This window comes from Amycolatopsis sp. NPDC054798, assembly GCF_053611505.1.
In genome coordinates this window covers 1-20678 of the sequence record NZ_JBSHAM010000059.1, presented here as the reverse complement: position 1 = coordinate 20678, position 20678 = coordinate 1, and the positions used below count along the sequence as shown (strand labels likewise).

The window sequence follows — 20678 nt, the reverse complement described above, 5'->3', positions numbered from 1 at the left end:
TCCCTCCCCTGGCTTTTGGGGGCGGGCGGCCCCCCCCCACCCCCTCGGGGGGGGGGGGGTGCCTGCGCCCACCCCGCCCCCCTCGGCTCCCCCATCGAAAACTTCAGCCCTTGTTCTCGTAAACCGGGATTAACCTCGCCCGGCCCAACGTGTGCCCGAACATGTTGAAGCCCAGGAACGCAGGCGTAGCGTCCTCCGGGACGTCCAGCGTCTCCACGTCCAGCGCGTGCACCACGAAGAAGTACCGGTGCGGCCCGTGTCCGGGAGGCGGCGCCGCCCCCAGGTACTGCCGAACCCCGCCGTCACCCTTGAGCGTGACCGCGCCCTCGGGCAGTCCCGACCCCGCGGCGTCCCCCGCGCCGGCCTCCAGCGAAGTCACCGAAGCCGGGATGTTGAACACCGCCCAGTGCCAGAAACCGCTGGCCGTCGGGGCGTCCGGGTCGTACACGGTCACCGCGAAGCTGCGGGTGCCTTCCGGGAAGCCCTCCCATGACAGCTGCGGCGACCGGTCCTCGCCGCCGGCTCCGAAGATGCCCGACAGGTGCGGCTGGGCCAGGGTTTCGCCGTCGGCGATGTCCGTGCTGTGCAGGGCGAACCAGGGAACCGACGGCAGGTAGTCGTACGGATTGGGCGGCTGGGGCATGGGTTCCTCCTGATCAACGGGGCTCTCCGGCCGCCAGGTTAGGACCCTGGCCCCGGCCGCGCCGCCTCAGGGATGTTTCGGGGGGTTTACCGGATGTCCCCGGGGGCCCGCACCTTCTAACGTCTCTCGAGACAGCCGAGAGTGGTACTGAGGGGAACAGACATGGCACGCCCGCTTCTGGCACTGGCCGGCATCGCGGTGATCGGCGTTGGGGTGGCGATCGGATTCGGCGGGTGGGGGTTCGGGTCCACGGTGTCGCGGGACGCGACGCTGGCGCAGGAGATCCGCGGGGTGAAACTGGAGAACGGCTCCGGCGACGTGCGCATCCGCACGGCGGCCGGCGCGACCCGGGTGCATCAGACCCTGCGCTACCACTTCAGCGGCGAGCCCGGCGACGCCTACCGCGTCGAGGGCGACCAGCTCGTCATCGTCGACTGCGGCCGCAACTGCACCGCGGACCTGGAGCTGATCGTCCCGGCCGGAATCCCGGTCACCGGCAGTTCCGACTCCGGCACGCTGGACTTCGCGGGCGTCGGCAGCGTCGACGTCACCGCCGATTCCGGGCGTGCGCAGATCCGGGACGTGCCCGGGCGGGTCAAGCTGCAGCTGGACAGCGGCGGGACGGAACTGCACAACGTCGGCGAGGTGTGGGTGCACAGCCAGTCCGGCCGGATCGAGGGCGACGGCGTGCGCGGGCCGGTCGACGTCTCCGCGGGCAGCGGGCGGATCGAACTCGCGCTGACGCAGCCCAGCAACATCAAGGCGCAGGCCGACTCCGGCCGCGTCGAGCTGACCGTTCCGCGCAGCGGGTCCTACCAGGTCACCGGCAACAGCGAGAGCGGCCACCGCAGCATCGACATTCCGCAGAACTCAGGTCCGGACGCGAAGACGCTCGAGGTCAACACGGACAGCGGCAGCGTCACCGTCAAGGCCGCCTGAAGGGGAGAGCAGACACATCATGCGCAAGATCGAAACGCGGCTGCTGGCCGCGGTGCTGGCGGGCGCGGTGGGGGCGTTCGCGATCACCGCCGCGTTCAGTCACTCGCCCGAGCCGCAGGCCACGACGCCGGTCGCGGTGGTGGAGGTTCCGGTGCAGCAGGGGGTTGTCCGGAACGCGGAGACCATCGTGCTCCGCACCGCGGCGGAGGACCGGGCTGTGCAGGTGCGCCGGGCATGAACCTGGCCGCTGCCGTGCTGACCCTGCTTCCGCTGGTCAGCGCACCGACGCCGGCGTTGACCTGGACGCCGTGCGGGACCGAACAGGAACCGACCGCGCAATGCAGTCAGATCGAGGTGCCGATCGATCGCGCCCACCCGGAGACGGGAACGGCGCACATCGCGCTCACCCGGCTGCCCGCAACCGACCAGCAGCACCGGATCGGTTCGCTGCTGGTCAATCCGGGCGGGCCGGGCGGATCCGGGGTCGGCTTCGTGCGCTTCGGCGGACTCGACACCAAGATCATCGGCTCGGCGCGGAAGCCGTTGCGGGACCGCTTCGACATCATCGGCTTCGACCCGCGCGGGGTGTGGTTCAGCGATCCGAAGATCAGCTGTGACCAGGCGAAGCTGTACGACCCGAAGATGGGCCTCTTCCCGAGCACGAACCAGCAGTACGACGCCTTCGTCGCGCACAACCGCGCGGCGGGCGAGGACTGTCTCGCCAAGACCGGTCCGATGCTCGGGCACGTCGACACCCAAAGCGCCGCCGAGGACATCGACGGGATCCGCAGTGCGCTCGGCGAGCAGAAGATCTCCTGGCTCGGCGTCTCGTACGGCACCGAACTGGGCGCGGTGTACGCGTCGAAGCATCCGGACCGCGTGCGGACCATGGTGCTCGACGGCGCGGTCGACCACGCTCGTCCCCTGCGCCAGGCGATGGTCGAGGAAGCCGCCGCGACCGAGGACGCCTTGCTGCGGTTCGCCGCGTGGTGCGACCGCTCGACCGACTGCGCGCTGCACGGCAAGAACGTGCTCGCCCGCTACGACGACCTCGTCACCCATGGCGCGTACGCGAAAGCGTTGGGCCGCAAGGCAACCGGCGAGGAACTGACTTCCGGCGCGTACGGCCACCTCTATCTTCCGGTCGAGTGGCCGGTCCTGAGCCGCGCGCTGGCGGACCCGGACGCGAGTGCGCTCGCGACCAACTCGTCGTTCGCGAACGACACCTACGGCGCGTACCGCTCGATCGGCTGCCAGGACTTCCCGTCGCCGTTCACCGGCCCGGCGGACCTGCGCGCGGCGGCCAGGACGCTCCGCGTGGTCGCCCCGCACAGCTGGCGCTACAGCGAGTACTGGGATCTGTCCGCAGGCTGCACGGGCTGGCCGCTTCCCGCGTTGAACCCGCCGCAGCCGCATCCGGTGCACGGAGCCCCGCCGATCCTCGTCGTCGGCGGCGCGCACGACCCGGCGACGCCGTTGCCGTGGGCGCACGGGCTCGCCGCGAGCATCGACGGATCGGTGCTGCTCACGTACCTCGGCGACGGCCACACGGGACTGCTCAACTCGCAGTGCGTGCAGCGCGCCGAGGCCAGGTATCTGGTGAGTGGCGTCACACCACCGCGGGGCGAATTCTGCGGGTGAACCCGGGAACAAGTACGGCCGGTTGCCCGTTATCCTGATATCAAGGTTGAGTGCAGTCGGCTCAAGTCTGGCGGACCAGGCCGAGCGCGAGACCGGGATAACCTGCTAAGAAGGTACTCAAGAGTGCCTCGAAACCGCAGGTCACGAACATAGCAGCTACCTAGTCCAGAACACGAGAGGAAGCACCATGGCGCGAGCGGTCGGCATCGACCTCGGCACGACCAACTCGGTCGTCGCCGTCCTTGAGGGCGGCGAGCCGACGGTCATCGCCAACTCGGAAGGCTCCCGTACCACCCCGTCCATCGTCGCCTTCGCCAAGAACGGCGAAGTGCTCACCGGCCAGCCGGCGAAGAACCAGGCCGTCACGAACGTCGACCGCACGATCCGGTCCGTGAAGCGGCACATCGGCACCGACTGGAAGACCGAGATCGACGGCAAGGCCTACACGCCGCAGGAGATCAGCGCGCGCGTGCTGATGAAGCTCAAGCGCGACGCGGAGGCGTACCTCGGTGAGGAGATCACCGACGCGGTGATCACCGTCCCGGCGTACTTCGAGGACGCGCAGCGGCAGGCCACCAAGGAAGCGGGCCAGATCGCCGGCCTGAACGTGCTCCGGATCGTGAACGAGCCGACCGCGGCCGCGCTGGCCTACGGCCTGGACAAGGGCGAGAAGGAACAGACCATCCTGGTCTTCGACCTCGGCGGCGGCACGTTCGACGTCTCGCTGCTGGAGATCGGCGAGGGCGTCGTGGAGGTGCGCGCCACCTCGGGTGACAACCACCTCGGCGGCGACGACTGGGACGAGCGCATCGTCACCTGGCTGGTCGACAAGTTCAAGGCCACCAACGGCATTGACCTGACCAAGGACAAGATGGCGCTGCAGCGCATCCGCGAGGCGGCCGAGAAGGCGAAGATCGAGCTGTCCAGCTCCAACTCCGCCAGCATCAACCTGCCCTACATCACGGTGGACGCGGACAAGAACCCGCTGTTCCTCGACGAGACGCTGTCGCGCGCCGAGTTCCAGAAGATCACCTCGGACCTGCTGGAGCGCACCCGTCAGCCGTTCAACAACGTCATCCGGGACGCGGGCATCGCGGTCGGCGACATCGACCACGTGGTCCTCGTCGGCGGTTCCACCCGCATGCCGGCGGTGTCCGAGCTGGTCAAGGAGCTGACCGGCGGCCGCGAGCCGAACAAGGGCGTGAACCCGGACGAGGTCGTCGCGGTCGGCGCGGCGCTGCAGGCCGGCGTGCTCAAGGGCGAGGTCAAGGACGTCCTGCTGCTCGACGTGACCCCGCTGTCGCTGGGCATCGAGACCAAGGGCGGCGTCTTCACCAAGCTGATCGAGCGCAACACCACGATCCCGACCAAGCGGTCCGAGATCTTCTCGACGGCGGACGACAACCAGCCGTCGGTGCAGATCCAGGTGTTCCAGGGCGAGCGTGAAATCGCCGCGGCGAACAAGAAGCTCGGCATGTTCGAGCTGACCGGTCTCCCGCCGGCCCCGCGCGGCGTGCCGCAGATCGAGGTCACCTTCGACATCGACGCCAACGGCATCGTGCACGTGACCGCGAAGGACCTCGGCACGAACAAGGAACAGTCGATGACGATCACCGGCGGCTCCGCGCTGCCGAAGGACGACATCGAGCGCATGGTCAAGGACGCCGAGGCGCACGCGGAAGAGGACAAGAAGCGCCGCGAGGAAGCGGAGACCCGCAACCAGGCGGAGACGCTGGTCTACCAGACCGAGAAGTTCGTCAAGGACAACGAGGACAAGCTGCCCGAGGACCTCAAGGGCAAGGTGAAGTCCGCGATCGACGAGGCGAACGAGGCGCTCAAGGGCACCGACTCGGCCAAGATCCGCGAGTCCATCGAGAAGCTGAACACCGCTTCGCAGGAGATGGGCAGCGCGCTGTACGCCAACGCCGGCGCGGCCGGTGCCGAAGGCGCCCCGGGCGCTGAGGGCGCGGCCGGTGCCGCGGGCGGCGCTTCGAAGTCGAAGGCGGACGACGTGGTCGACGCCGAGATCGTGGAAGAGGACGAGAAGAAGTGACCCCCCGCCACTCCGAGACCGAGGGCACTGGCCCCGAGGAACCGGTAGTCGTGCGGGATCGGCGACGGGTGGACCCGCAGACCGGTGAGGTCCGCCCGCCCGCCGCGGAGGAAACTCCGGCCGGTGAGGAGCCCGTGCAGCACGCGGGCCCCTCGCTGGGCGATTCCGTGGACGAAGCCGTTCCGGCTGCCTCGGATATCGAGAAGCAACTGTCCGAGCGAACTGCCGACTTGCAGCGTCTGCAGGCGGAGTACGCGAACTACCGCAAGCGGGTCGACCGCGACCGCGAGGCCGTGGTGCAGGGCGCGAAGGCGTCCGTGGTCGGCGATCTGCTGCCGCTGCTGGACGACCTCCAGCGCGCGGAGCAGCACGGCGACCTCACCGGCGCGTTCAAATCGGTGGCCGACAAGCTGGTCAGCAGCTTGGAACGGGCCGGCCTGGAAGCGTTCGGCACCGAGGGCGAGGAGTTCGACCCGAGCGTCCACGAGGCCGTGCAGCACAGCACGTCCCCGGACGTGAAGGGCCCGACGGTCACCCTCGTCATGCGCCGCGGTTACCGCTTCGGCGAGCGGGTGCTGCGGGCGGCGCTGGTCGGCGTGACCGACCACGAGCCCGGCGAAGCTCCCGCGGAGCAGCCGGTCGATCCGCCGGTCGGCGGCGAACTGCCGCTCGACGGTTCGGTCGATGAGTCCGGCCAGCAGTAACAATCGGTTTGCAGCGAAAGGAGGAGACACCCGATGAGTGCTCGGGAGTGGATCGGCAAGGACTTCTACAAAGAGCTGGGTGTCTCCTCCGACGCGACCGCGGACGAGATCAAGAAGGCCTACCGCAAGCTGGCCAAGGAAAACCACCCGGACGCCAACGCGGGCAACACCGCGGCCGAGAACAAGTTCAAGGCTGTGTCCGAGGCGTACGGCGTGCTGTCCGATCCGGCTAAGCGCAAGGAGTACGACGAGGCGCGCACGCTCTTCGGCTCCGGCGGTGCGGGCGGCTTCGGCGGCTTCCCCGGCGGCGGCGGTGCCGGCGGGTTCGACATGAGCGACCTGTTCAACCAGGCCGGCGCGCAGGGTCAGCAGGGCGGTTTCGGCGGACTCGGCGACATCCTTGGCGGCATTTTCGGCCGCGGCAGGGGCGGTGCCGCTGGAGCGACGGCGAACCGGCCGCAGCGCGGCGCGGACGTCGAGACCGACGTGCGGATCGATTTCCTCGAGTCGGTCAAGGGCGCGACGCTGCCGTTGCGGTTGTCGAGCCCGGCCACGTGCGGCAGCTGCGGCGGCAACGGCGCGAAGCCGGGCACCTCGCCGCGGGTCTGCCCGACCTGCAGCGGGTCCGGGCTGGTCAGCCGCAGCCAGGGCGCGTTCGCGTTCTCCGAGCCGTGCCAGGATTGCCGCGGCCGGGGCAAGATCATCGACGACCCGTGCCCGGAGTGCGGCGGCGAGGGCATCAGCACCCGCACCCGCACGCTCACCGTGCGCATCCCGCCGGGCGTGAAGGACGACCAGCGGATCCGGCTGGCCGGACAGGGCGAACCCGGCCGCGGCGGCGCGCAGGCGGGCGATCTGTACGTGCGCGTCCACGTCGCCCCGCACAAGCTGTTCGGGCGCAAGGAACTCAACCTCACGCTCACCGTGCCGGTCGACTTCACCGAACTCGCTCTGGGCACCACCATCACGGTGCCGACGCTCGAAGGCAAGGTGTCGCTGAAGGTGCCCGCGGGTACCGCGAGCGGACGAGTGTTGCGAGTGCGCGGAAAGGGCATTCAGAAGCGGGACGGCGCACAGGGCGACCTGCTGGTCACGCTGGAAGCGGCGGTCCCGGCGAAACTCGACGACGCGGCGCGGTCGGCACTCGAGGCCTACGCCGAGGCGATGAAGGGCCACGACCCGCGCCCTGAGATCACCGAGTTGCTCGAAGGCAGGTGAGGGTGATGTTCGGCGGTAATCCGGGACTCCCGCACGGTGCGGACGAGGACACCCCGGTGTTCGTGATTTCGGTGGCGGCCCAGCTGTCCGGGCTGCACGCGCAGACGCTGCGCTCCTACGACCGGCACGGCCTGGTCTCGCCAGGCCGCACCGCCGGCGGCGGACGCCGCTACTCGCTGCGCGACATCGCCCTGCTGCGCGAGGTCCAGCGCCTCTCGCAGGAGGACGGCGTCAACCTGTCCGGCATCAAGCGCATCATCGAACTGGAGAACCAGGTCGACGCGCTGCAGTCCCGGGTGCGCGAGCTGACCGAAGAACTCGCCGGTGCCTACGCGGCCGCCGAACAAGCCGCCGCCGCGGTGCACGCGTCTTATCGCAAGGATTTGGTGCCGCTGCGGCAGAACACCGCGCTGGTGGTCTGGAAACCCAAGCGCCGCTGAGCTTTTCCTACGGCCCTCCTGCCTGGTGCGGGAGGGCCGTTTACTGTCCTGAGTGGACTTCGGCGAGCGTGTGCAGATCCGCGAACGCCTCGGTCAGATAGTCGTCCAGGCTCCGCGACGGATCGCTGATCCACGCTTGCGTGGCGTGGTGAAACGTCGCCCACCCCGTATGAGCGGCCAGCCGCGCCAGCCGCTCCTCGACCCCTCGCTCCCGCAACGCTTCCGCGAGCGCTTCGGCGAGCGTCGCGGCCTTGGCCAGGTTGCGTTCGCGCAGAGCCGGAGTCGCGGCGATCAGGTCGCGGCGGGGTTCGGCGAACGGGAGGTTGCGCTCCATGATCCGCCCGGCCTTCCGGAAGGCGCGCAGCAGGATTTCCAGCGGTGCGAGGCCTTCCGGTGCTTCGGCGACTGATTTCGTCAGGTCCTCGCGCAGGTCTGCCTCGCCGTCGAAAAGCACCTCGCGCTTGTCCGGGAAGTGCCGGAAGAAGGTGCGCTCGGTGACGCCTGCCCGGGCCGCGATCTCCGCGGTGGTCGTCTTGTCGAACCCGTTTTCCCGGTACAGCTCCAGCGCCGCCTGTTTGAGGCGGCTGCGCGCTTCTGCTCCGCTCCGTGGCACGCCGTGAGCCTACCCGGCTTTTGCGGCAGTGACTGACACCACATTGCGTCAGTCACTGTCGCTACGCGTAGAGTCAGTGACTGACGCTAAGGAGCCTCTCATGCATGTCTTCGTCACCGGTGGATCCGGCCAGACCGGTCCCGCCGTCGTTTCCGAGCTGATCCGTGCCGGGCACACAGTCACCGGGTTGGCTCGTTCGGACGCCGCCGCCGCGCGGCTGGAGTCGCTGGGCGCGACGCCGCACCAGGGTTCTCTCGAAGATCTCGACAGCCTTCACCGCGGCGCCGAAGCCGCCGACGGTGTGCTGCACATGGCGCAGGGCGGCAGCTACGCCGACCCGGACGACCTCATCCGCCGCGACTGCGAGGCGATCGACGCGCTGGGCCAGGCGCTGGTCGGCACTGGCAAACCGTTCGTCAGCACGTCCGGGACACTGGTGATGAAGGCCGGTCAGCTCAGCACTGAACTCGACCCGGCGGATCCCGGTTCCGTGGCCTACTTCCGCATCCCCGGCGAGCAGACCTGTCTCGGTTTCGCCGACCGAGGTGTCCGAGCGAGCGTCGTACGGCTCTCGCCGACCGTCCACGGGCCGCGCGACCACGGCTTCATTCCGGCGCTCATCGCGGGCGCGCGCCGGGCCGGGGTTTCGGCGTACATCGGCGACGGCACGAACCGTTGGCCAGCGGTCCATCGCGCTGACGCGGCGGTGCTTTTCCGTCTGGCGCTGGAAAAAGCGTCTGCCGGGAGTGTTCTGCACGGGGTCGGGGAAACCGTCGCGATCAAGAGCGTCGCGGAGAAGATCGCGCAGCTGCTTGGCATCCCGACGGCGTCTCTGACTCTCGAAGAAGCCGCCGAACACCTCGGGAACCCCTTCCTGGCAAGGTTCTTCTCGCTCGACGTGCCCGCTTCCAGTGTGCACACCCAGGAACTCCTGGGCTGGACGCCGCACCACGCGACGCTGCTGGAGGATCTGGAGACCGGCGACTATTTCACGCCGGAAGCGAGCGACCGCGCCGAGAAGGTGTGGCGCTAGTTGAGCACGCTCGGCTGACTACTTCAGATGCTCCTCAAAGAACGCCATAACTCGCCGCCAAGCATCCGAATCCGACGGCCCGTGATAGCCCATCCCGGCGACCTTCGCGAGCACAGTCAGCGGAGCTGGCCGGTAGTGGTTCGCGAAACCGTGCCCAGCATCCGGATATTCCTTGACGTCGTGCGGAATCCCGCGCTCGGTGAGCGCGGCGTCGAGCTTGGCCGCGGCACCGCGCAGGGAAATGTCCTTGCGGCCGAAGCTGCCGACGATCGGACACGCACCGTCCAAAACGGACAGATCCTTCGGCAGTGCGCCGTAGTACGGGGCGGAAGCGTCGAAGTCCCGCGAGGCGGCTACCAAAGCGAACCCGCCGCCCATGCAGAAACCGACGACGCCGACCTTGCCGGTCGCGTCGTCCCGGCCGGAGACGAGCACCCGCGCCGCCTCGATGTCCGCGAACGCCCGGCCTTCGCGGGCGAGCATCTCCTGAAAAGTCCGCTTCACGCACCGGATCATGCCGCCGCGCGAGTACAGGTCGGGGCTCAGCGCGAGATAGCCCGCGGTCGCGTACCGGTCGGTGATTTCGCGCGCGTCCTGGTTCAGCCCGAACACGTCGTGGATCAGCACCACTGCGGGGAACGGCCCCTCGCCGGACGGCACCGCCAGGTAGCCGCCGATTTCCCCGTCCGCCACCGGAATCCGGATGTCCATGGACTCGACGATAGCCACGCGAGCTGAGAGCCGCCTCAGTCCGCGGTGAACGGGTCGTACTGGATCTGGTCCAGCGCGCTGCCCGCGACCAGCATCCGCGACACCGTCGCGCGGATCATCGCCGGAGAGCCGGACACCAGGATGTCGTGGTCGGGCCACGCGCCGTACCGCGTCACCGCCTCGGCGAGCGTGCCGTGTTCGCAGCCCGGCAGATGGTCGCCGCGTTCGACGACCGGGGTGATGGTGAGCCACGGGTTGGTCGCGGCGAGTGCGCGAAGTTCTTCCAGATCATAGAGATCTTCGCGGGTCGGGCCGCCGTAGAACAGCCGGGTCTTCGGGTTTTCGCCCCACAGCGCGAGATGGTCGAGAATCGCGCGCAGCGGCGCGACCCCGGTGCCGCCCGCGACCATCAGCACGCCGCGCGACTGTTCGCGGTTGACGGTCATCCGGCCCAGCGGCGGCCCGAGCCGCCAGACGTCGCCCGCCTGCGTGTGGCTCACGATCGCCCGCGACACCCAGCCGCCGTCGACCGCGCGCACATGAAATTCGATGCCGCCGTCCTCGCGCGGCGCGTTCGCCGGCGACAGATACCGCCACAATCGCGGCCGCTGCGGCACCTCGACGCTCATGTACTGGCCCGGCGAATACGGCACCGGCTGGTCCGGGATCACCCGCACCAGCGCGAGATCCCAGGTGAGCCGCCGGTGCTCGATCACGGTGGCCGACCACGACGCCGGGTTCTCGTCCGCCGCCGCGGCCTCCTGCATCGCGCGCGCGACGATGGTGAACGCCTCCGCCCACGCGCGCTCGACCTCCGGCGTCCACTCCGGGCCGAGGTGGTTTTTCAACGCGGCCAGCAGCGCGGTGCCGACGGCCTCGTAATGCTTGGGCGCGACGCCGAACTTGCGGTGGTCGCGGCCGAGCTGGCGCAGGAACGGCAGCAGGTCGTCCGGCCGGTCCACCATCTGCACGACGCGGGCCAGCGCGCGGATGATCCGCCCGCCCTGCACTTCCATGTTGATCGGGAAGAAATCGCGGGTGGCGGGCGCGAGGGTGAACAGCATCCCGTAGAAGAACTGCGAGATCTCCGGGGCGTACGGCTCCGATTTGGCCCAGGTGTCGCGGATGAGCTGCACCATCGCGACGACGGCCGCGGGCGCCTGCCGGGGTGCGGCCGACGTGCGCGGGAGCGGGCTGATCGAATCGGCTGTCATCGGGCTGTCGTCGTTCATGGGTCGGAACCGGAGGCCGGGGGGTTGGGAGGGAACGGTCACGAGAACAGGGCGGCCGAGGTTGTCGGATTCGGCTCGCGCCGCCGCGCGGGGGAATTCGCCACTCCTGCTCCTCGTTGTCCACGACGTGCTCGCCGCGTCGGCATCGCGGGGCGTCTGGTCCGCAGAGTAGCCGCACTGAGGCGGATTGCCCGCATCGTTGCTCCGGTCGGGTTACCGGCCGGTCGGGACGTGGGGCAGCTCACCGATTAGATAGTTGTCCTACGCAACCTTCGGCAGCTAAACTTGTAGAATACAAGCAAGTGGGCACCGGCCCGGGAGGAACAATGAGCCCTGCAGACGACGTGCGGCTCGAACTGCTGCGGGAGCTGAAGGCGTCCGCCCAGCTCCAGCACCTGTGGATCATGCAGGCGTGGCAGAACGAGCCAGGGCTGCACCCGGCCTCGGCCATGCTGCTGTCCGACCTCGCCAAACACGGCGAGGCCCGCCCCTCCGAGGTCGCCAAGCGCAGGCTCGTCGACCTGTCGGTGATCAGCAGGCAGATCGCCCAGTTGCAGGCCGCCGGGCTGATCGAGCGCCGCCCCGCCCCCGAGGACGGCCGCGCGTCGCTGATCAGCGTGTCCGAGGCCGGGCTCGCCCGGCTCGAACTGTGGCGCAAGCAGTACCTCGAATTCTTCGAGACAGCACTGGGCGGCTGGGACGAGGACCGGATCTCCGGTCTCACCTCGCAGCTCGCCGAATTGAACGAAGGTTTGCGCGCGACGCTCGGCCCGTCCGGGTACTGCGCCGGCGCCCCACACGCGGGAAAGTGAAGTAGCGAAAAGTGGAAACCACCGCATCCGGGCAGCCCATGACGCACCGGGAGATCCTCAAGGCGTTCACCGGGCTGCTGCTGGCCCTGCTCGTGGCGTTGCTGTCGTCGACCATCGTGTCCAACGCGCTGCCGACGATACTCGCCGACCTGCACGGTTCGCAAAGCGAGTACACCTGGGTCGTCACCGCGACGCTGCTGACGTCGACCGCGACGACGCCGATCTGGGGCAAACTCTCCGACCTGTTCAGCAAAAAACTGCTGTACCAAATCGCGATCGTCGTCTTCACCGCCGGTTCGGCGCTGGGCGGGATCGCGCAGTCGATGCCCGAACTGATCACCTACCGCGCGCTGCAAGGCATCGGGCTCGGCGGGCTGCAGGCGCTCATCCAGGTCGTGATCGCGGCGATGATCGCGCCGCGCGACCGGGGCCGCTACACCGGTTACACCGGCGCGGTGTTCGCCGTCGCGACCGTCTCCGGCCCGTTGATCGGCGGGCTGATCGTGGACTCGCCGCTCGGCTGGCGCTGGTGTTTCTGGGTGTGCGTGCCGCTGGCCGTCGTCGCGTTCATCGTGCTCGGCCGGACGCTGAAACTGCCGGTGCTCAAGCGCAAGGTGCGGATCGACTGGCTGGGCGCGACCCTGCTGGTCGGCGGCGTCGCGCTGCTGCTGATCTGGGTTTCGCTGGCGGGCGGCAGCTTCGCGTGGGTTTCGTGGTCGAGCGTCGCGTACGTCGGCGGTGCGATTGTCTCGCTGGCGCTGGCGGTTCTCGTCGAATCCCGGGTCGCGGAGCCGGTGGTTCCGCTGCGGCTCTTCCGCAACCGCACCTTCACGCTGTCGGTGCTCGCCTCGCTGGCGGTCGGCACCGCGATGTTCGGCGGTTCGGTGTTCCTCGGGCAGTACTACCAGATCGCGCGCGGTTTCTCGCCGACGCACGCCGGCCTGATGACGCTGCCCATGGTGCTCGGGCTGGCCGTCGCTTCCACCGGAGCGGGCCAGGTCATCTCCCGCACCGGGCGCACCAAGCCGTTCATGGTCGCGGGCGGGATTTCGCTGCTGGCCGGGCTGTTCCTGCTCTCGACGGTGGACCACGCGACGAACCTGACCCTGATGGGCGTTTACCTCGCGCTGGTCGGCCTCGGACTCGGTTTCCTGATGCAGAACCTGGTTTTGGTAGTCCAAAACACCGTCGCGATGAAGGACATCGGTTCGTCGTCCTCGGTCGTCACCTTCTTCCGGTCGCTCGGCGGCGCGGCGGGCGTGTCGGCGCTCGGTGCGGTGCTGTCGGCCCGGGTCGCCACGAACATCGCGAACTCCCTGTCGCACCTGGGAATTCACTCGAGCGGCGCGGTTTCCGGCGGTGGCGGCACGTTCGCCATCTCCTCGCTCCCGCCGGCGCTGCAGCCGGTGGTGCGCGGAGCCTTCGGCGACGCGACCGGCACGGTGTTCTTCGTCGCGGGCTGCATCGCCGTGGTCACCTTCCTCGCCGTGCTGTTCATCAAGGAGGTGCCGCTGCGCCGGACCCTCGACGCGGACCCGACCCCGGCTGGGTCCGCCGTGTCGGCCGAGGCCGTCGCCGTGGTCGAAGCTCCGGTCGAGATGACCACCGTGCTGCGCGGTCGGGTTCTCGACGCAGCCGGTCGGCCAGTGTCCGGTGTCGTGCTTACGCTCACCGACATGGCTGGGCGTCAGGTCGACGTCGGCCGTACGGGACGTACCGGCGCGTACGAGCTGTCGGCGAACACCGTGGGCGAGCACGTCCTTCTCGCGACAGCTGGTTCGACCCGGCCCGCGGTGTCGACCGTGCGGCTTAACGGCAACGCGCGTTGGCACGACTTGCTGTTGGACAGCCAGGGCGCCATTTCAGGCCGCGTACGCGTGGCCGGCAGGCACGCCGCCGTTGCCGGTGCAGTGCTGACGCTGACAGACCGACTGGGCATTGTCACCGCGACGCACATCGCGGGCGGCGACGGCGCGTACCGATTCACGGGAATCGAACCGGGCGCCTACACGCTCACGGTGTCCGCACACGGATACACGCCACACGCGGAACCGATGACGGTCGGCGATGGTGCCGCCGCACAACACGACGTCGAGCTGAGCGAAGCCGGGGTGCGAGAGTTCGTTAGGCACCAAGGAACACTTAGCGTCGACTGAAGGGGCTCGTGAGTGTCTATCGCGGTTAGAACCGCGATAGACACTCACGAGCTCTCTACTCGGAGTGGCATTTGCCGCCATGCGATGCGCCCTCCCGGCCCTGCCTCGTCCCCCTTCCCCGGAGGTAGCGTCAATTCCGTGACGCGAAGCAGGGTCGCGATGTTGCTGGCTATGGGGATCGACAACTTCGGTTCCGGACTTTTTCTTCCCCTCGCACTGCTTTACGTGACGCGGGTAATCGGAGTCCCGCTCGTCGAGGCGGGCACCGCGGTCACTTTGGGCACCACGGCAGGGCTTCTCATGCCGCCGCTGGCCGGACGCCTGGTGGACCGCGCCGGGCCGAGGGCCGGAGTTCTTGCGGCGCAACTGTTGCAGGCTGCCGGAACCAGCGCGTACTTGTTCGCGCAGGGCATCAGCGGCGTTGTGGTGGCCGCCATCTTGCTTGGTGCCGGGCAACAATTGTTTTACAGCTGCCTCTTCGCGCTCATCTCCGAAGTCGCCGGAGACGTGCCCAAGGACCGGCCGTTCGCCGAAGTCGGAATGGTGCGCGCGGGCGGATTCGGTCTGGGCGGGCTGATGTCGTCGGCCTTGCTCACCTGGTTCGGCGACAGCGGCTACCACGTCGCGCTGATCGTGGATGTACTGACATTTCTGGCGGCGGCCGGCCTCGTCGCGGCGTTCATCCGCCCCGGCCGCCGGTTCGCGCCCGCGGTGCGCGTCCGCAGCGGGGTGCTGCGCAACCGCCCGTACCTGACCTTGATCCTGCTGAGCGGGCTGTTCGGGCTTTCGCTCGACTTCTTCCTCATCGGCACCCCGGTGTTCGTGCTCGACCGATTGCACGCGCCGACCTGGCTGCCCGGCGCCATCCTGTTCCTGCTGACCGTCCTGACCAGTGCCGGCGGCACGATCGCGCTGCGGCTCACCCGGGGACTCAGCCGGATCAACGCGATGCGGGCCGGGTCCGCGCTGTTCGCCGCGTGGTGCCTGACGAGTGTCGGAGTGCTGCTGGTGCCGCGAAGCTGGCAGGTGCCTTACCTGCTGGCCGCCACGCTCGTGTTCGCCGCCGGTGACCTGGTGTTCGGCCCGCGCTCCAGTGCGCTCGCCGAGGCCGCCGCGCCGCCGGAAGCGAAGGGCCGTTACCTTGCCGCGTTCCAATACGCGTTCACTGTGGCTCAGGTGCTCGCTCCGGCGATCGTGTCGTTGTTTTCCGTGGCGGCTTGGTTACCCTGGGTGCTGGTCGGGGGTTGCGCTTGCCTCGCCGCGCTCGGGCTCGGCAGGCTGGGACCGAGGCTGCCCGCGGCCGCGGTGGCACCAATTCAGAGTTGAGCGGAACAGACTCAACTTTGCTGACGTTATACCTGTCGACGGGCCTTGGTCGGGCCGGTCACCAGGTATTTCCACGAACGCATGAGGTGAGGGATGGACGCTTTCAACCCGACCACGAAGACCCAGCAGGCGATCTCGTCCGCGGCGCAGGCGGCCACCGTGGCCGGCAACCCGCACGTGTCGGCCGCCCATCTGCTGGGCGCCCTGCTGGCGCAGGGTGACGGGACCACCGCACCGCTGCTGACCGCGGTCGGGGCGGACCCGGAGACGGTGCACAAGGAGCTCGAGCCGATCATTCACGCGCTGCCGTCGGCGACCGGTGCGACAGTGTCGACCCCGCAGTTCGACACCCCCGCGGTCAAATCGCTCACGCAGGCGCAGAAGCTCGCCACCGAACTCGGCGACGAGTACGTGTCGACCGAACACCTGCTCGTCGGCCTCGCCACCGAAGGAGCCCAGGTCGCGGACCTGCTCAAGCGGCACGGTGCCACGCCGGACGCGCTGCGCGAGGCGTTCGCGAAGGTGCGCGGGTCGGCGCGGATCACCAGCGCGGACCCGGAAAGCACGTTCAAGGCGCTGGAGAAGTACGGCGTCGACCTGACCGAGCGGGCGCGTTCGGGTGAACTCGACCCGGTCATCGGCCGCGACACCGAGATCCGCCGCGTCGTGCAGGTGCTCTCCCGGCGCACCAAGAACAACCCGGTGCTGATCGGCGAACCGGGCGTCGGCAAGACGGCGATCGTCGAGGGCCTCGCCCAGCGGATCGTCGCGGGCGACGTGCCGGAATCGTTGCGCGGCAAGCGCGTGGTCGCACTCGACCTCGGGTCGATGGTGGCCGGCGCGAAGTTCCGCGGCGAGTTCGAGGAACGGTTGAAGGCGGTGCTCAAGGAGATCACCGACTCCGCGGGCGAGGTCATCACGTTCATCGACGAGCTGCACACCATCGTCGGCGCGGGCGCGACCGGCGAGGGCGCGATGGACGCGGGCAACATGATCAAGCCGATGCTCGCCCGCGGCGAGCTGCGGATGGTCGGCGCGACCACGCTCGACGAGTACCGTCAGCACATCGAAAAGGACCCGGCGCTGGAACGCCGGTTCCAGCAGGTGCTGGTCGGCGAGCCGTCGCCGGAGGACACCATCGCGATCCTGCGCGGGTTGAAGGAGCGGTACGAGGTGCACCACGGGGTCCGGATCACGGACGCCGCGCTGGTCGCCGCCGCGACGCTGTCGGACCGCTACATCACCGCGCGCTTCTTGCCGGACAAGGCGATCGACCTGGTCGACGAGGCCGCGTCGAAGATCCGCATGGAGATCGACTCGCGTCCGGTGGAGATCGACGAGGTCGAACGGGCCGTGCGGCGCATGGAGATCGAGGAGATGGCACTGTCCAAAGAGGACGACGCCGCCTCTCTCGAACGGTTGACCGCTCTTCGTGCCGAACTGGCCGAGAAGCGCGAGGAACTGACCGCGCTGACCGCCCGGTGGCAGAACGAGAAGGGCTCGATCGAGACCGTCCGTGAGCTGAAGGAGCAACTGGAGCAACTGCGCGGCGAATCGGAACGCGCCGAACGCGACGGCGACCTCGGCAAGGCCGCCGAGCTGCGGTATGGCCGGATTCCGGTGCTGGAGAAGGAGTTCGAGGCCGCGATGGCCGCGAACGAGGCCAGCAAGCAGAACGTCATGCTGAAGGAAGAGGTCGGCGCGGACGACGTCGCCGACGTGGTCAGCGCGTGGACCGGCATCCCGGCCGGGCGTCTGCTGGAAGGCGAGACGGGCAAGCTGCTCCGGATGGAGGAGGAGCTGAACCGCCGCGTCATCGGCCAGGACCAGGCGGTCCAGGTCGTCGCGGACGCCGTGCGGCGGGCGCGGGCCGGAGTCGCCGACCCGGACCGGCCGACCGGCTCGTTCCTGTTCCTCGGCCCGACCGGCGTCGGCAAGACCGAGCTGGCGAAGGCGCTGGCGGAGTTCCTGTTCGACGACGAGCGCGCGATGCAGCGCATCGACATGAGCGAGTACTCCGAGAAGCACTCGGTGGCCCGCCTCGTCGGTGCTCCCCCGGGCTACGTCGGCTACGACCAGGGCGGCCAGCTCACCGAGGCCGTCCGGCGCCGCCCGTACACGGTGGTGCTGCTGGACGAGGTCGAAAAGGCGCACCCGGACGTGTTCGACGTGCTCCTGCAGGTCCTCGACGACGGCAGGCTGACCGACGGCCAGGGCCGGACGGTGGACTTCCGCAACACCATCCTGATCCTGACGTCGAACCTCGGATCGCAGGCGATCGCCGACCCGGCGCTCGACGAACGCCAGCGTCGCGACGCGGTGATGGAGGTCGTGCAACGGCAGTTCAAGCCGGAGTTCCTGAACCGGCTGGACGACATCGTGGTGTTCCACGCGCTCGGCACCGAGCAGCTGACGTCCATTGTGGACATCCAGGTCGCCCGGCTCGCCAAGCGGCTCGCCCAGCGTCGCCTGCACCTCGAGGTGACCGACGGCGCCCGGGAATGGCTGGCGTTGAACGGTTTCGACCCGATCTACGGTGCCCGGCCGCTGCGCCGGCTGGTGCAGTCGGCGATCGGGGACCAGCTGGCGAAGCAGCTGCTGTCCGGTGAGGTCCGGGACGGGGACACCGTCCGGGTGGACCTGCCGGAGCTGGAGACCGGTGACACGTTGAAGGTGTCGCGGGTCTGACGTCCTGGTGATAGCGAAGGGCCCCTTGAAGGAATCAGATTCCTTCAAGGGGCCCTTTCTCGTCTCAAGCGATCAGGCGTCTTCCCCGCGCTCCGGTTCCCCCGGACGAGACACCGGAGTCGCGCCGCCGCCCGGCGGCGGTGTCCGCGGCGCGGGCGGGGACGGCTGCCGCTCGGTCATCCGGGTGTCCGCCGGAGAAGGAGCCGACGTCTCGACCGGACGCGTGGCCTGGGTGTCCGCCGGCGACGGAGCGCTGGTCGGCGTGCCCGCCGAGGGGGTCCAGGTGCGGTTCGAGTCGTAGTCCTCGTCGAACGGGTCCACGATGTCGGCGATCTCGCCGAGGTCGCGCAGCAGTCGCTCGAGCCGCGACGGCCCGGCGCCCGGCACGACGCTCGCCAGCACCCACTCGTTCTCCAGCCAAGCCACGCCGACGTCGCCGCCCAGCTGGTCGGCCGCGTCGACCAGGTCCTGGGTGATGACCTGGCGGGCCCCCTCGGAGTCGTCGGCGAAGGCGTAGCGCTGGCCGATCGGGCCGAGCATCTCCGGCATGTTCTCGCGCTGGAACGGCACGCTCGACAGCCACATCTCGACCGGCACCCGGTGCGTCTTGTTGCAGCGCACGGCCACCACCACCGCGGGCACCTGGCCCTGGGATTCGATGTCGAAGATGAACACCGGACGGCGGCCGTCGGAGGTGAAGGTGGAGCCCGCGACGACGTTCACCGCCGCGTCCGCGCCGAAGTAGCCGATCGCGCCCCCCGACCACTGCCGGGGCAGCCGTTCGTCTTCTTCCACGAACTGCCAGCCGCGCAACTGGGCCCAGCGCTGCCGCTCACGGTTGCGCGAGCCTTCCTTGGCCCGGTCCGCGAAGAGCAGGCCAAGCCCAGCCACCAGCGCGACGGCGGCGATGACGAACCAGATCCACGCCGAGATACCCACGCGGTCAGGGTATCGCTGCGGAGCCCTCCTACCCGGCCGACCGCACCGTGTCGGCGCGCCCCGTTTGGCCGGAACCTTCCAGGTCGCGTCGACAAATCGGCTAATCGCCCGGGTTGGGTGTCCATTGCGGACCGGTTCCCGCTGACCGGAGGGGTCGCTGCGCCTATCCAGCGATAGGGCCGGACATCCAGGACAGGATCCTTGCCGGACCGCTTCGCGGCCGAGTAGAGGTCGTTCGACAGCCTTTCCCGCCGCCGCCGACAGCAGGAAGGACATCCGTATGTCTGTGTCGAGAAGATCGGTACTGACCGGGACGGCGGCGGCGCTCGGTGCGCTCGCGTTGCCTGGGGGCGGGGCCGCGGCCGCGGGCGCGTTGGGGGTGCGCGATTGGTCTCGGGCCGTTATCGACTCCACGATGAAGCGCTACACCCCGGCGTCTATCGGCGGGTGGAGTTATCCGCTTGGGCTCTACTTCTACGGGCAGTACCTGTTCTATCGGCGCACTGGGGAACGCCGGTACCTCGATTACGTCGTCGCGTGGTACGACCGATTCATCACTGACGACGGGATCTCCAACAGCTTCAGCAGTCTTGACTCGATGCGTGCTTGTCAGATGCTTCCGTTGCTGTACAACGAAACTGGTCGCGCCAAGTATCGCAAAGCGGCTGAGCAGCTGCGTAAACGTTTCGAGAGTTACCCGCGTACTAGTGACGGGGGGATGTGGCACGCGGTCAGTCGTCAGCATCAGTTGTGGGGCGACGGGGTGTATATGGCGCAGCCGTTTCTTGCGTTGTACGGCAAGGTTTTTGGTGATGCGGATTATTGTTATGAGGAGGCTGCTCGGAATCTGTCTGTTTACTTCGGGCATCTCAAGGAGCCTGCGACGGGGTTGATCTATCACGCTTACGACGAGAGCGGGACTCAGCCTTGGGCGGGTGGGCCGGGGAAGCATTCCAGTTTTCATTGGGCCCGGGCGGTTGGCTGGTTTGGGATGGCGGCGATTGACATTCTCGAGGTGTTGCCTGTCGGGCATCCTCGGCGGGCTGAGCTGGTGGGGATCGTGAGGTTTCTGGCGGAGGGGTATCGCCGGTTTCAGGATCCGCGGACTGGGCGGTGGTATCAGGTGGTCGATCGCGGTGGGGAGGCTGGGAACTGGCTGGAGACTTCTGCGTCTTCGATGTATGCGTTTACTGTTTCGCGTGGGGTGGAGCGGGGGTATTTGCCGGGGGCTTATGCGGCGGTGGCGCAGCGGGGGTATGCGGGGGTGTTGCAGAAGGTGTCTGTGGGGGGTGATGGGTTGACTAATGTCGCTGATATTTGTGAGGGGACTAATGTTGGGGATTTGAAGTTTTATTTTGGGCGGAAGCGGTTGACTAATGACTTCCATGGGTTGGGGGCGTTTTTGATTATGAATGAGCAGTTTGTTCGGGGCTCGTCGCCTGGCGGCGACATTGCGCCCTGGTGAGTGGGGGCACCCCGAAGCCCAGTGTGCTGACGGTTCGGGGGTGCTTGTCAAGGCGGGAAAGATGC

General features: G+C 68.6%; 17 protein-coding genes and 1 pseudogene. 13 read left to right on the top strand and 5 right to left on the bottom strand.

Annotated elements, in window-relative coordinates:
* Positions 1–103: 103 nt before the first annotated feature.
* Positions 104–643 (bottom strand): YbhB/YbcL family Raf kinase inhibitor-like protein, encoded by a 540-nt coding sequence (locus tag ACWGIC_RS30260; protein WP_452079323.1) that lies wholly within the window; start codon positions 641–643, stop codon positions 104–106.
* 162 nt (positions 644–805) lie between these two features.
* Here ACWGIC_RS30260 and ACWGIC_RS30255 point away from each other — a divergent pair, with 162 nt between their 5' ends.
* The 7 genes from ACWGIC_RS30255 to ACWGIC_RS30225 all read left to right on the top strand — a co-directional run bounded on the left by ACWGIC_RS30255 (position 806) and on the right by ACWGIC_RS30225 (position 7638).
* Positions 806–1582: a DUF4097 family beta strand repeat-containing protein gene (locus ACWGIC_RS30255; RefSeq protein ID WP_452079322.1), complete on the top strand. Its 777-nt coding sequence runs from the start codon at positions 806–808 to the stop codon at positions 1580–1582.
* Between the two features lie 19 nt (positions 1583–1601).
* Positions 1602–1820, top strand: a complete 219-nt coding sequence (locus ACWGIC_RS30250) for a hypothetical protein (RefSeq protein WP_452079321.1) — start codon at positions 1602–1604, stop codon at positions 1818–1820.
* Positions 1817–3223 carry an alpha/beta hydrolase gene (locus ACWGIC_RS30245; protein ID WP_452079320.1) on the top strand — a complete coding sequence of 469 codons (1407 nt, stop codon included), beginning with the start codon at positions 1817–1819 and terminating at the stop codon, positions 3221–3223. The genes ACWGIC_RS30250 and ACWGIC_RS30245 overlap by 4 nt, the downstream gene beginning before the upstream one ends.
* A 187-nt stretch (positions 3224–3410) precedes the next feature.
* Positions 3411–5276, top strand: coding sequence for a molecular chaperone DnaK (dnaK, locus tag ACWGIC_RS30240; protein WP_452079319.1), 1866 nt, complete (start codon positions 3411–3413; stop codon positions 5274–5276).
* A complete protein-coding gene (gene grpE, locus ACWGIC_RS30235; RefSeq protein ID WP_452079318.1) occupies positions 5273–5980 on the top strand; it encodes a nucleotide exchange factor GrpE in 708 nt (235 codons plus the stop codon). The genes dnaK and grpE overlap by 4 nt, the downstream gene beginning before the upstream one ends.
* 33 nt (positions 5981–6013) lie before the next feature.
* A complete protein-coding gene (gene dnaJ, locus ACWGIC_RS30230; protein ID WP_452079317.1) occupies positions 6014–7198 on the top strand; it encodes a molecular chaperone DnaJ in 1185 nt (394 codons plus the stop codon).
* 5 nt (positions 7199–7203) lie between these two features.
* Complete coding sequence (locus tag ACWGIC_RS30225) at positions 7204–7638, top strand: heat shock protein transcriptional repressor HspR (RefSeq protein WP_452079316.1); 435 nt, start codon at positions 7204–7206, stop codon at positions 7636–7638.
* 40 nt (positions 7639–7678) lie between these two features.
* Here ACWGIC_RS30225 and ACWGIC_RS30220 read toward each other — a convergent pair whose 3' ends face one another.
* On the bottom strand, positions 7679–8251 hold the full coding sequence (locus tag ACWGIC_RS30220) for a TetR family transcriptional regulator (protein WP_452079315.1): 573 nt from the start codon (positions 8249–8251) through the stop codon (positions 7679–7681).
* 100 nt (positions 8252–8351) lie between these two features.
* Between ACWGIC_RS30220 and ACWGIC_RS30215 the strand changes: the two genes are divergently transcribed.
* Complete coding sequence (locus tag ACWGIC_RS30215; protein ID WP_452079314.1) at positions 8352–9284, top strand: SDR family oxidoreductase; 933 nt, start codon at positions 8352–8354, stop codon at positions 9282–9284.
* Positions 9285–9302: 18 nt separating this feature from the next.
* Here ACWGIC_RS30215 and ACWGIC_RS30210 read toward each other — a convergent pair whose 3' ends face one another.
* Both ACWGIC_RS30210 and ACWGIC_RS30205 read right to left on the bottom strand, forming a co-directional pair.
* The gene (locus ACWGIC_RS30210; RefSeq protein ID WP_452079313.1) at positions 9303–9995 is read right to left on the bottom strand and encodes a dienelactone hydrolase family protein; all 693 of its coding nucleotides are present in this window, start codon (positions 9993–9995) and stop codon (positions 9303–9305) included.
* Between the two features lie 35 nt (positions 9996–10030).
* Positions 10031–11209 (bottom strand): globin domain-containing protein, encoded by a 1179-nt coding sequence (locus ACWGIC_RS30205; RefSeq protein ID WP_452079350.1) that lies wholly within the window; start codon positions 11207–11209, stop codon positions 10031–10033.
* 344 nt (positions 11210–11553) lie between these two features.
* On the opposite strand from ACWGIC_RS30205, the gene ACWGIC_RS30200 reads away from it, so the two are divergent.
* From ACWGIC_RS30200 to clpB, 4 genes are all read left to right on the top strand, one after another.
* Positions 11554–12039 carry a MarR family winged helix-turn-helix transcriptional regulator gene (locus tag ACWGIC_RS30200; protein WP_452079312.1) on the top strand — a complete coding sequence of 162 codons (486 nt, stop codon included), beginning with the start codon at positions 11554–11556 and terminating at the stop codon, positions 12037–12039.
* Positions 12040–12077: 38 nt separating this feature from the next.
* Positions 12078–14195: an MFS transporter gene (locus tag ACWGIC_RS30195; protein WP_452079349.1), complete on the top strand. Its 2118-nt coding sequence runs from the start codon at positions 12078–12080 to the stop codon at positions 14193–14195.
* 138 nt (positions 14196–14333) lie between these two features.
* On the top strand, positions 14334–15521 hold the full coding sequence (locus ACWGIC_RS30190) for an MFS transporter (RefSeq protein ID WP_452079311.1): 1188 nt from the start codon (positions 14334–14336) through the stop codon (positions 15519–15521).
* 93 nt (positions 15522–15614) lie between these two features.
* Positions 15615–18209, top strand: a complete 2595-nt coding sequence (gene clpB, locus ACWGIC_RS30185) for an ATP-dependent chaperone ClpB (protein ID WP_452079310.1) — start codon at positions 15615–15617, stop codon at positions 18207–18209.
* 243 nt (positions 18210–18452) lie between these two features.
* On the opposite strand, the pseudogene ACWGIC_RS30180 reads toward clpB, so the two are convergent.
* Positions 18453–19148 (bottom strand): annotated as a pseudogene (locus tag ACWGIC_RS30180) (hypothetical protein); the annotation flags it as partial.
* Between the two features lie 280 nt (positions 19149–19428).
* Between ACWGIC_RS30180 and ACWGIC_RS30175 the strand changes: the two are divergent.
* The gene (locus ACWGIC_RS30175) at positions 19429–20613 is read left to right on the top strand and encodes a glycoside hydrolase family 88/105 protein (protein WP_452079309.1); all 1185 of its coding nucleotides are present in this window, start codon (positions 19429–19431) and stop codon (positions 20611–20613) included.
* Positions 20614–20678: the final 65 nt, after the last annotated feature.

Bases quoted from the DNA above. Each gene is read 5' to 3' on its own strand.
- ACWGIC_RS30260 (WP_452079323.1), bottom strand. From the start codon at position 643: ATGCCCCAGCCGCCCAATCCGTACGACTACCTGCCGTCGGTTCCCTGG.
- ACWGIC_RS30255 (WP_452079322.1), top strand. From the start codon at position 806: ATGGCACGCCCGCTTCTGGCACTGGCCGGCATCGCGGTGATCGGCGTT.
- ACWGIC_RS30250 (WP_452079321.1), top strand. From the start codon at position 1,602: ATGCGCAAGATCGAAACGCGGCTGCTGGCCGCGGTGCTGGCGGGCGCG.
- ACWGIC_RS30245 (WP_452079320.1), top strand. From the start codon at position 1,817: ATGAACCTGGCCGCTGCCGTGCTGACCCTGCTTCCGCTGGTCAGCGCA.
- dnaK (WP_452079319.1), top strand. From the start codon at position 3,411: ATGGCGCGAGCGGTCGGCATCGACCTCGGCACGACCAACTCGGTCGTC.
- dnaJ (WP_452079317.1), top strand. From the start codon at position 6,014: ATGAGTGCTCGGGAGTGGATCGGCAAGGACTTCTACAAAGAGCTGGGT.
- ACWGIC_RS30225 (WP_452079316.1), top strand. From the start codon at position 7,204: ATGTTCGGCGGTAATCCGGGACTCCCGCACGGTGCGGACGAGGACACC.
- ACWGIC_RS30215 (WP_452079314.1), top strand. From the start codon at position 8,352: ATGCATGTCTTCGTCACCGGTGGATCCGGCCAGACCGGTCCCGCCGTC.
- ACWGIC_RS30210 (WP_452079313.1), bottom strand. From the start codon at position 9,995: ATGGACATCCGGATTCCGGTGGCGGACGGGGAAATCGGCGGCTACCTG.
- ACWGIC_RS30205 (WP_452079350.1), bottom strand. From the start codon at position 11,209: ATGACAGCCGATTCGATCAGCCCGCTCCCGCGCACGTCGGCCGCACCC.
- ACWGIC_RS30200 (WP_452079312.1), top strand. From the start codon at position 11,554: ATGAGCCCTGCAGACGACGTGCGGCTCGAACTGCTGCGGGAGCTGAAG.
- ACWGIC_RS30195 (WP_452079349.1), top strand. From the start codon at position 12,078: ATGACGCACCGGGAGATCCTCAAGGCGTTCACCGGGCTGCTGCTGGCC.
- clpB (WP_452079310.1), top strand. From the start codon at position 15,615: ATGGACGCTTTCAACCCGACCACGAAGACCCAGCAGGCGATCTCGTCC.
- ACWGIC_RS30175 (WP_452079309.1), top strand. From the start codon at position 19,429: ATGTCTGTGTCGAGAAGATCGGTACTGACCGGGACGGCGGCGGCGCTC.